At 40.2% G+C, this 10,509-nt stretch carries 8 protein-coding genes; 6 read left to right on the top strand and 2 right to left on the bottom strand.

The window, feature by feature from the left end; translation table 11 throughout:
- A partial coding sequence (locus tag E1163_RS06960) for a lanthionine synthetase LanC family protein (RefSeq protein WP_155170718.1) occupies nucleotides 1-958 on the bottom strand: 958 nt, incomplete at its 3' end.
- Nucleotides 959-1,016: 58 nt separating this feature from the next.
- Here E1163_RS06960 and E1163_RS06955 point away from each other — a divergent pair.
- The 5 genes from E1163_RS06955 (at nucleotide 1,017) to E1163_RS06935 (ending at nucleotide 5,675) form a co-directional block, all read left to right on the top strand.
- On the top strand, nucleotides 1,017-1,247 hold the full coding sequence (locus E1163_RS06955) for a pinensin family lanthipeptide (protein WP_155170717.1): 231 nt from the start codon (nucleotides 1,017-1,019) through the stop codon (nucleotides 1,245-1,247).
- Nucleotides 1,244-1,978 (top strand): DUF2927 domain-containing protein, encoded by a 735-nt coding sequence (locus E1163_RS06950; RefSeq protein WP_155170716.1) that lies wholly within the window; start codon nucleotides 1,244-1,246, stop codon nucleotides 1,976-1,978. Before E1163_RS06955 ends, E1163_RS06950 begins: the two co-directional genes overlap by 4 nt.
- Nucleotides 1,979-2,311: 333 nt before the next feature.
- Nucleotides 2,312-3,616, top strand: coding sequence for an NADH:ubiquinone reductase (Na(+)-transporting) subunit F (gene nqrF, locus E1163_RS06945; RefSeq protein ID WP_155170715.1), 1,305 nt, complete (start codon nucleotides 2,312-2,314; stop codon nucleotides 3,614-3,616).
- 148 nt (nucleotides 3,617-3,764) lie between these two features.
- Nucleotides 3,765-4,925 carry a formimidoylglutamase gene (locus tag E1163_RS06940; RefSeq protein ID WP_155170714.1) on the top strand — a complete coding sequence of 387 codons (1,161 nt, stop codon included), beginning with the start codon at nucleotides 3,765-3,767 and terminating at the stop codon, nucleotides 4,923-4,925.
- Nucleotides 4,926-4,937: 12 nt separating this feature from the next.
- Complete coding sequence (locus E1163_RS06935; RefSeq protein ID WP_155170713.1) at nucleotides 4,938-5,675, top strand: DUF6503 family protein; 738 nt, start codon at nucleotides 4,938-4,940, stop codon at nucleotides 5,673-5,675.
- Here the strand turns inward: E1163_RS06935 and E1163_RS06930 are convergent.
- Nucleotides 5,672-6,946: an Nramp family divalent metal transporter gene (locus E1163_RS06930; protein WP_155170712.1), complete on the bottom strand. Its 1,275-nt coding sequence runs from the start codon at nucleotides 6,944-6,946 to the stop codon at nucleotides 5,672-5,674. The genes E1163_RS06935 and E1163_RS06930 overlap by 4 nt on opposite strands.
- A gap of 105 nt (nucleotides 6,947-7,051) precedes the next feature.
- Here E1163_RS06930 and E1163_RS06925 point away from each other — a divergent pair, with 105 nt between their 5' ends.
- Nucleotides 7,052-10,189 (top strand): caspase family protein, encoded by a 3,138-nt coding sequence (locus tag E1163_RS06925; protein WP_155170711.1) that lies wholly within the window; start codon nucleotides 7,052-7,054, stop codon nucleotides 10,187-10,189.
- Nucleotides 10,190-10,509: the final 320 nt, after the last annotated feature.

Here is a 10,509-nt window from a genome sequence, read left to right as displayed (position 1 = left end):
TCATATGCATTAAGTTCTCTTTCAAGCTATTTTCTATTTTGGAAGCAATGTTATATAACTCGTTCTTAAGATTGATATTAGCAACCATGTTATACATATTGAGTCTGGAAATGCCGATACCTGGAGCTCCATGGCACCATGCTGTCATTGGTGGTCTTTGTTCAAAATGGGCTTTGTCTCCAAGTGCATACCTGCTAATGTCAGTATTCGGATTACCCCTGAATTGAGACCTGAAATCGGGCCAGTTTGCTAACGACTTATCATAATATGAATTTTCATATTGTCTACCCTCAAACGCCAGAAAAAGAAAAGATGGATTATTGAAATAATTTGCTAACTCAGTAAGCACAAAAGCTACTCCAGATACTCCATGGGCCAGGCCACATAACGGAAGAATGTTCATATTTGCTTCGTCCCAGTAGCATCCGTAGTTGCTGACCTTAACCTCTTTCACCAATTTTTCTATGGCTGAATTGATCCTTTTTAACAAAAACAGTTCATGAAGCAAATTGTAGCAATGCAAAATACCCAAAATAGTACCTGTCAAACCGCTCATTAAATCAAAATTATTAACCTTAAGTATGTTGTTGTTTTTTAGTAAAGAGATGGCTTCCTTTTTATAAAGCATTTTATTGGTTGCTTTGTAAAGCTTTAAATAGAAAAATGAAATCCCAGTATAGCCACTGTAAAAGGATGAATTGGAAACTTCTTTTGAAATATCATTATGGTTGATCATCCAATGTGCAACATCTTCGGCCAAGGCTAGGTATTTAGCTTCCTTCAAATGCTCTGAAAGGTTAATGAGAAATAGTCCACAACCACTAGTTCCACTATAGATATCAAAAGCTTTAAATCTGGTATTCTTAAGGTATACGCCGGAATTTATATCTATACTGATCTTATCAATGTACTCTTCGGTATAATTAATCAAAATATCGTTTAAATAATTGCGTTCCATAAATTAAATCTATAGCTTTAGATTCTAATTATATACCTTTATTATTATTTAAATTAGAATGAGTAAAAAACTAAAACTAGAAGAATTGAAGCTAGAAAGCTTTGTAACTTCAATGGAATCAGAAAAAGCGTTAACTGTACAAGGAGGGCATACTCCTGTAGTACTAACAATAGAGATTGTTAGTGCCCTGGGAGCATGCATAGGAGATGAAAAGCCTCCAGTGTACGGTGAACATTATACTGAAGTAATTGTAGATATGGGAACGGGAGATGCTTGCTTGGTACCATGAGTAAACTCAAATATGTCAGTTTTTTTTTAGTATTATTTCTCAACTCATGTTCTTCTCAAAATGAGAAGAGATATGGAGAAAGGCTCTGTAGCTCCTATTCAAAAGAAGAACTGACATATTTTGCGGAAATTGCTTTTGGCACAGAGTTTACCTCTGATAATATGGTTGAACAGCTTAAAGATAACAGTGATGCCCGCAGTGCCAGATGGTATGAAGATGTAAAGATCAAAATAAGTGGATCACCAAGTCAATCAGACATTAAAGCTCTTAACCAAGTTGTAAATGAACTCAATGAGATTATTGAGCCTATCAAAATTTATATTGTTGCCAAAGAACAAAATTTTAATACAGAAATAAAGTTTATCCACAATGGCAGAAAAAGCAAGGTCGTTGACGGTGATTTCGAATTTGAGGTTACCTATTATGGATCTGAGGGAAAATCAAGGACAGATCTTGGCCGTATTAAAGAAAGCGAAATTATTATATCTGACTCTAAATTATCCCCAGATTTAAGAGCTCATGTCATTCGAGAAGAAGTAACACAATCTTTAGGCTTGTTTCGAGATAGTGATCGCTATAATAATAGCATCTTCAACAATACCAGAAATAGAACCGTTACGTCCTACAGTGAAATCGATATAAAAGCTATCAAGATTTTATATAATCATCAATTACCTAGATACTTAAAAAAATCCGAATTCATTAAGGCAATTTCCTCCTGTATGGAGTAACCGCTTATATATAGACAAATCATAAACAGACACAATTAAACACTATCACATAAAAGCCGCTGATATCAACACAAAAAAACTTGGTCATTTCGACTTCTTCCGAAAAAAGTATAAGAAAGAATTATGGTATAAACCCATCCTGTACTTCCAGCTTGTTTCAAAACCTTCTTTAATGGGTCTCAACTGATGATTCTCTGATAAATAAAGCAATTTAATCCACATTAAATTGAACCAAAATTTAATAGCATAGATTATAGTTTTAAACATTTCCTAAATATATTTGTAGTCCCTTTTCAAGGGTCAAAATTTTATTGAAGAAACTATTCAATTTCAATGAGTACAGTTATTCTAACATCTATTGTAGCATTTACAATAATCATCCTCATACTGGTTTTCATATTGCTTTTTGCACAGTCGAAGCTGGTGCAGTCAGGACCTGTTAAAATTACCATCAATGGTGATACAGATAACCCTATTGTAACCACGGCCGGTTCAACTCTACTTTCCACGTTATCAGCTCAGAAGATATTTTTGCCTTCTGCCTGTGGTGGTGGTGGTACCTGCGCCATGTGCAAGTGTGTAGTAGAAGATGGCGGCGGGGACGTTTTACCAACCGAAGTTGGCCACCTGAGCAGATCTGAGCAAAAAGAAAACGTAAGGCTGTCTTGTCAGGTAAAAGTAAAACAAGATATGCAGATCAGGATACCAGAAGAGATCTTCGGTATCAAGAAGTGGGATTGCGAAGTGGTATCCAATTATAACGTTTCTACCTTTATCAAGGAATTCGTTATGAAACTTCCTGAAGGCGAAACTTTGGAATTTGAAGCAGGCGGATACGTACAGATAGACGTACCTGTGATCGAAGTGAAATTCTCTGAAATGGACATCACTCCCAAGCCTGAACTCGGACACCCTAACGACGTTTTCCAAAAGGACTGGGATAACTTCAAAATGTGGGATCTCGTGATGAAAAATGACGAGGAGATTTTCAGGGCTTATTCCATGGCCAACCACCCTGCGGAAGGAAACATTGTAATGCTGAACATCAGGATTGCAACTCCACCATGGGACAGAGATGCAGGTAAATTCATGGATGTTAATCCTGGTATTTGCTCTTCATACGTATTCTCAAGAAAGCCGGGAGACAAAGTTACTATCTCAGGACCTTACGGTGAATTTGCCATTAACTATACAGATCGTGAAATGATCTACATCGGTGGTGGTGCCGGTATGGCTCCTCTGAGAGCTCAGATCTTCCACCTTTTCCATACTATGAAAACTGACAGAAAAGTTTCTTACTGGTATGGTGGACGTTCTAAAAAAGAGCTTTTCTACACCAATCACTTTAGAAAGATTGAAGATGAGTTTCCAAACTTCCAGTTCAACATAGCACTTTCTGAGCCTTTGGACACTGATAACTGGAAAGTAAAGAAAACTCTAGACGATAGGGATGCGGACGGCTACCTTGGTTTCATACACCAGGCTCTTTACGATAATTATCTGAAAGACCATCCTGAACCAGAAGAAGTGGAATACTACCTATGCGGACCTCCTTTGATGAACGCAGCAGTATTGAAGATGTTGGATGAGATGGGAATACCACCAGAAAACATCAGATTTGACGACTTCGGAGGCTAAACCGATTATAAAATATGTAAAAGCCCTAAAGATTCTCTTTGGGGCTTTTTTTATATCATATGCACACAATTACATGATTCCAAAATCTTAACAGCACTTTTTTATTATAGTAGCAAAAGCGTATTTTTATTTAAAATATACCGACACTATGGACCTTAAAATATTTTTTTCCCCTCTTGACGAAGAGCATTTTTCTCATATCAGATCTTCCAATAGCTTTTATAAAAACATAAAGGTCAATACTGAGCGCATGCCCGATTACAGGGATGCTGACATAGCAATAATTGGAATAAATGAAGAGCGCGGCACTGTAATCAACAAAGGCACCGCTACAGCAGCCCTGGAAATAAGGAAAAAACTATACAACCTGAAAAAAGGATATGGTCCTTACAAGATCATTGACATGGGCACACTTCGTAACGGTGTAGACCTGGACGAAACCTATGGTCGCATTAAAGAGGTCTGTCAGATTTTAATAGAAAACAATGTACTTCCTCTTATCATTGGTGGCTCCCACGACCTTGATTATGGTCAGTTCCAGGCATATGAAGGTATGGATAAACTGATCAGCCTGCTAAATGTAGATGCTTTTCTGGATATGGAAGAAGGAGTAAGTCAGCCACCTCACCTGCAGCACATTCATAAAATACTGCTGCACGAGCCCAACTACCTTTTTAATTACAGCCATCTGGCCTATCAAAGCTATCTTATTGATCAGAATGCCATCAATATTTTGGAAAAGCTCTATTTTGAAGCTTACCGGATCGGCCATTTGAGATCAAATATTAAGGAAATGGAGCCAATCATACGCAATGCCGATATGCTATCCTTTGATATAACTTCCATCAAATCAAGCGATGCGCCAGGTACCGCCAATGCTCAGCCATTTGGACTTACTGGTGAAGAAGCCTGCCAGATTTGCTGGTATGCCGGTTTAAATGAAAAGCTCAGCTCCGCCGGTTTTTACGAATACAATCCTGAACATGACGATGACCTGAAAAAAACTGCCTCAGTGGTGGCCACCATGATCTGGTACTTTATAGAAGGATATTATCATCGTAAAAATGATCAGAATTTCAAGAATAATGACTACCTGAAATTTGTAGTATCCATGCCTTCGGAGCCCGAAACGCTTAGCTTTTACAAAAGTAAACTGAGTGAAAAATGGTGGATGGAAGTACCGTACCCGCACGGAAAAGAAAAGTATGCACGCAACTGTATCATTCCATGTTCGTATTCTGATTATCAGGCAGCCACCAAAGGAGAATTGCCCGAAAGATACATCAATACACATGCTAAACTGATATAGACCTTTACACTCATGAAAAACCTGATCATTCTTGCCGCTGGCCTGCTTCTAATAAACTGTTCTACAAAAACTGAGGATGCCAACCTCCTTGTTGATAAAACTATTGAACTGGCAGGCGGGGATAATTTCAATAGTGTTGAAATAGAGTTTACTTTCCGGGATAAAGAGTATGGCGCAAAAATGAAGGATGGCAAGTATGAATATGTGCGCTTGTTCAAAGACTCATCAAACCTTTACAGGGATGTACTTAGCAATGATGGTTTCTACAGAGAGATAAATGGTGAAAAAGCAGATATTCCAGATTCCATGGCTGTCAAATATTCTAACTCTGTCAACTCAGTGATATATTTTGCCCTCCTCCCCAAAGGCCTGAATGACGCTGCGGTCAATAAAACATACTTAGGCTCTGAAAAGATCAAAGAAAATGACTACCACAAGATTAAGGTTACCTTTGATGAAAATGGCGGAGGAAAGGACTTTGAGGACATATTTATCTACTGGATCAACAAGTCGAATCATAAGATAGATTATCTGGCTTACCAGTACTATACCGATGGAGGCGGCTTCCGCTTCAGGGAAGCTTATAATGAAAGAATAGTGGAAGGCATCAGGTTTGTGGATTATATAAACTACAAACCAAACTCAAACTTACAAACAGAGCTGGAGAAAATGGGAGAGGCATTTAAAGCCGGCCAGCTTGAAGAATTGTCCCGCGTTGAACTGGAAAATGTTCGCGTCAATAAGCTTTAAGATTTCCTAAGCTTTACAACCTTCATTATGGTAAAAAGCATCACAGGTAAAGCGATCAACTGCATAATCACTAACCGGGATAAATCATTTGACAACTCTGCACCCATAGCACTGTAGGTTGCTTTAAAAACATTGTTAATTCCAATGATCAGCACAAAGTCCAGTATGGTCAGTGCCAAAACATTTAGCCCCATGCCGTTTATATGGTTTTTCATCAGTTGTGCATTGTTGGACTGAATGATTAACAGCAAGGCGACAACAGGCAAGATCATACCATTCATCGCCTGAGCAGCGATGATAATCGGTATAGGTTTTACTTCAGCCAAGCCAAAGCCAAGCCCGGTGATTAGCACACCAATCCACACCCATTTATAAACCCTGTGACCTCTTTCGGCAGCAACGCTCTTTGCCAGTACCCCTGCTGCCAAGGGTGCTGTAATGGAAGAAGTAAAACCAGCAGCAAAAAGCCCAAAGGCCAGCATGATTTTAGCCCAGGAACCCAGCTTCTCTCCCATAACCACCGCCAGGTTGTGAAACGATAGCCCGTTGTCAATCTGCGCTCCGGCGATAAGTATAGCTATAGATACCAGGCCTCCAAGAATGACAGAAATAGTGAGCCCAAACCGCATATCGGTTATGCTTTGCCCCTTACTTAACCCAGATCCCAAAAATAGATTGTAAGGCACAATGGTGGTTCCTATTAAACCCAAAACCAACCACTCCGAGCCATCAGGAATATAAGGGACAAGCCCTGTGGCCACCTCCATACTATCCATCTCCACCTTCATGGCTACGTATATAAATGCTATACCCATGACAGCTACGACTATTCCCAAAATATTAGCGATTGTCTTAACCGTACCCCACCAGAGCAGTAATCCGCAAACTATACCGATCAGCAGCGTCAAAAGCTGTTTGTTTATCTCAAATACAAGGTTTATACCTTCTATGGCACCAAGTATATTACCGGCCTCATAGGCAGCACACCCTAATATTACCCCAAAAGTTATAAAATAGATCAGCCATAATGAGCGGCCGCCCAACTGCTTCAAGGTTTGTCCTATTTCCTTTCCTGAAGCAATGGTAATCCTGGCAGCCATTTCCTGGAGCACAATACAGGCCAGAGTAGCGAAAACGAGTGTCCAGATCAATTGATAATTGTAGGATGCACCGGCAGACGCTGCTGTAGTCAAGGTACCCGGTCCTATGAAAGCTGCAGATATTACTGACCAAAATAAGATACTAAGCAGTCGGGATCTTGCTGATGTCATGCCTGAGGTATGGTTTTAGGGTTGTTTTTCACCTTTTTAAAGTACTAAAATTTAACTACTTTTACTTGTTAGGCTGGCCCAGCCCATGCATTAAATTACACAATTATGAATGTACTTGTCAGACAAATATTCTTGCTGACGGCTATACTTACCATTACCATAGCTGAAGCTATTGCTCAAACGGGCGTCCCACGAATAGTCATTAATACCCAGGGTCATTCTGGAAAAATATACAACATCTTATTTTCCCCGGATGGTGAAAAAATAATTTCAGTATCTGAAGATAAAACTATCAGGGTTTGGAATTCAAAAACCGCTGAACTGATCAACAAATTCGAAAGTGAAATTGGTAACGGCCCCGAAGGCATGCTGTATGCCTCAGCAATTTCTCCTGATGGTAAAACGCTCGCTGTAGGCGGATACCCTGTCAATACTGAAAAAGAAAATTACATCATTATCATCGACCTTGAAAAAGGCAAACAGATTGCGACGGCTATAGGACATACCAATGTAATCAACAGCCTTGATTTTACCGGGGATGGCAAATATCTGGCCAGTGGAAGTGATGATGGAACCATAAGGGTATGGAAAGTCGATAACACAGAACGCTTGAGAACAGTAACAACCATTGAAGTAGGTAAAAGAGTTACCGGGCTATCATTCAACAATAAAACACAGTCTCTTGCAGTAGCTTCTGATAATAAAAATGTACTGTTATACAACCTGAAAGGCCTTGATAGTGGGGTAAAGAAGTTTCCACTGCAGGAGTTAAAGAAACATAAAGGTATAGTTAACAAAATAAGCGTGTCCCCCGATGGCAGCTACATGGCCTCCTGTAGCCTTGAAAACGAACTGATATTATGGAAAGCTGATGGTTCTTTTGTTAAAGAATTTGAAGGGTTTAGTAACATAATCAACGCCATTACATTTTCCCATGACTCCAAAATCCTGGTTGTGCTGGATGCTTCAGGTCGGGGAGCCAGCTACTCCGTGCCGGAAGGAAATAGATGGAGTGAGTTCCATGGTCATGACAATACCGTTTTCAGTGCAGATTTTTCTCCTGCTTCTGCCAGTGGCAATTACCTTGTAGCATCCGCCGGAGGAAACAATAACATCATCCAGATATGGAACCCGATAAATGGACGCACACAACAAACCATTAAGGGAAAGGGCAGCACCATCTGGGATCTTTCCTTTGGCAGCGGTATGGAAATATTTATTTCCCGGGATCAGCCAAAAAATACGGGTAAATCTACTTATCCATTTGCCTTCGATTTCAATTCATTCACTCTAAAGAGTAGTCCGGACAAACCCGCGGGGAGCTTTTTAGTGGATGCCAATAAAGACATCAAGCAAACCACTGCCTACACTCTCGAGATCAGCCGCGGCGGCATGATCCAGAATAATGAATATGAAGATGGCCGTATCCTTGATTTCCAGGTTACTCCTGAGGGAAATATAATAGTGGGGAGTGATTTTTCTTTAAAGATGTATGGCCGGGAAGGTCAGATGATTAAGGAATTTCTTGGCCATACCGGAGGTGTCAGATCTGTTACGGTAAGCCGTGATGGCCGGTATATGGCTTCCGGAAGTGAAGACCAGACCATAAAACTTTGGAGCCTGACCGAAAAAGGGGAGGCACCCAGCATGAGGGAAGTCTTTACCGATCCGGTTTGGGGCGAGTATTTTTCAACCCTTGAAGTGGATTCGCTAACACACCTGTCATCATCAAAAGCCTGGAAAGATGTCATTAGTTACCTGAAAAACAATGGCGACAAAACCTGGAAGGATATCGAAGATATATATGGCACTTTGGGTGAAACAGTCAATCCGTTTGCACACTTTTTTGTTTCGGATGATGGGGAATGGATATGCTGGACACCAGAAGGCTACTTCACCTGTAGCTCTTCAAGGGCACAATATTTTGGATGGCATATTAACCAGGGCATCCATCAGTTAGCCGATTTTTATACTGCGGAGCAATATTTTGATATACTTTACAGGCCAGAAACCCTGAACAAAAGTATTAAACAAGGCAAACGGGTCGTGGAGATACTGCGCGAAGAAGGAGAACGGATATTTGACTTAACCAAACTTAACAGACCATCTGCGGCATTTTTTAATACCAACGCGCTTACACTGGGTAAGGAAAAGCAACTCGACTATGAAGATGGCAAATACCTAACACAAAGTAAGTCCCTGGAGCTTGAAGTTGAAATTTACGATGGAGGTGGTGGTATAAAAGAGGTTAACATCTACCAAAATGAAAAGCTCATCATTATAGATGACCAGCTTAAATCTATTGGAGAAGGGCAACGGGTAACCAAAAAATACAAAGTAGACCTGGTAAATGGGCGCAATGACTTTAAAGTGATTGTTAAAAATTTTCAGAAGATCGAGTCGCGTCCTGATTATCTAAAGGTCGAATACAACGGAGAAATAATCGCAACATCCAGTTTATATATTCTGTCTGTAGGCATCAACAAGTATAAGAATGCAGCCTACAACCTCAACTATGCCCACCCTGACGCCAAAGCGTTCACCAAAAAAATCATTGAGAATAGCAGCAAAATGTTCAAGTCTATCCGCAAGACAGAGATCTATGACACAGAAGCTACAAAGGAAAATATAATCAAAGGCTTTGAATCAATCATTTCCCAGGCACAGCCCGAGGATGTATTTGTATTTTATTATGCCGGCCATGGCACACTCGACATGGACAATGACAACGAATATTACCTGGTGCCTACTGACATCACCAAACTATATGGTGATCCGGCACAGCTACAGGAAAAAGGGATCTCTGCCACGGACCTCAAAAACTATCTCTCACAGGTTAAGTCCCAAAAACAACTGATTTTGATGGATGCCTGCCATTCCGGGGGCGCAGTAAAATCAATAAATGTAAGGGCTGCAGCATCTGAAGAAAAGGCCATTGTTCAACTGGCAAGATCATCGGGTGTGGTAATGATAGCATCCAGCGGCACACAGCAATTTGCCTCTGAATTTGAGGTACTGCAGCATGGGGTATTCACCTATGCCCTACTGGAGGGACTTGATGGAAAAGCTGATTCGGGCGATGATAAAATCACCGTTAATGAGCTTAAGATATATATGGAAGAACGCGTCCCCGAATTAAGTGATGAGTACGGCGGCCAAGCCCAATACCCAACGGGCTTTGTCCATGGCAATGACTTCCCAATCTCCATATTATATGGGAGCTACAGTGAAGGAGAGGAATAGAATTATTAAAAGACCTTGGATTAAACTGGCAAATTATTCATGATGTAAACACTCTGCGCCTTAGGGCTGGAGGGATATATTTTCAATGAAACCGTGAGAACCATTCCTGATTTCATACACAGATGAGAGTAGCTTTCTTACTAAATAAAAAAACAGAAAAAAAGCGTCGAAACACAGATAAGAGAAAATAATATGCACTACCGAAAAATAGTATCAATTTTTCATGTAATATTTTTCGCGAAATGTAACCTTGATGAGGTAGTATTTTCAATGGCACAACATCGTTCAGCATTACTATTTTTCACTATTGCAGGCAGTTA

The organism is Fulvivirga kasyanovii, from assembly GCF_009711405.1.
Classification (GTDB): domain Bacteria; phylum Bacteroidota; class Bacteroidia; order Cytophagales; family Cyclobacteriaceae; genus Fulvivirga; species Fulvivirga kasyanovii.
This window is presented reverse-complemented; position numbering and strand designations above follow the sequence as displayed.

Excerpts from the sequence above, each read along its gene's own strand:
- E1163_RS06935 (WP_155170713.1), top strand. The coding sequence starts at position 4,938 with ATGAAAAACCTGATCATTCTTGCCGCTGGCCTGCTTCTAATAAACTGT.
- nqrF (WP_155170715.1), top strand. The coding sequence starts at position 2,312 with ATGAGTACAGTTATTCTAACATCTATTGTAGCATTTACAATAATCATC.
- E1163_RS06925 (WP_155170711.1), top strand. The coding sequence starts at position 7,052 with ATGAATGTACTTGTCAGACAAATATTCTTGCTGACGGCTATACTTACC.
- E1163_RS06940 (WP_155170714.1), top strand. The coding sequence starts at position 3,765 with ATGGACCTTAAAATATTTTTTTCCCCTCTTGACGAAGAGCATTTTTCT.
- E1163_RS06950 (WP_155170716.1), top strand. The coding sequence starts at position 1,244 with ATGAGTAAACTCAAATATGTCAGTTTTTTTTTAGTATTATTTCTCAAC.
- E1163_RS06955 (WP_155170717.1), top strand. The coding sequence starts at position 1,017 with ATGAGTAAAAAACTAAAACTAGAAGAATTGAAGCTAGAAAGCTTTGTA.
- E1163_RS06930 (WP_155170712.1), bottom strand. The coding sequence starts at position 6,946 with ATGACATCAGCAAGATCCCGACTGCTTAGTATCTTATTTTGGTCAGTA.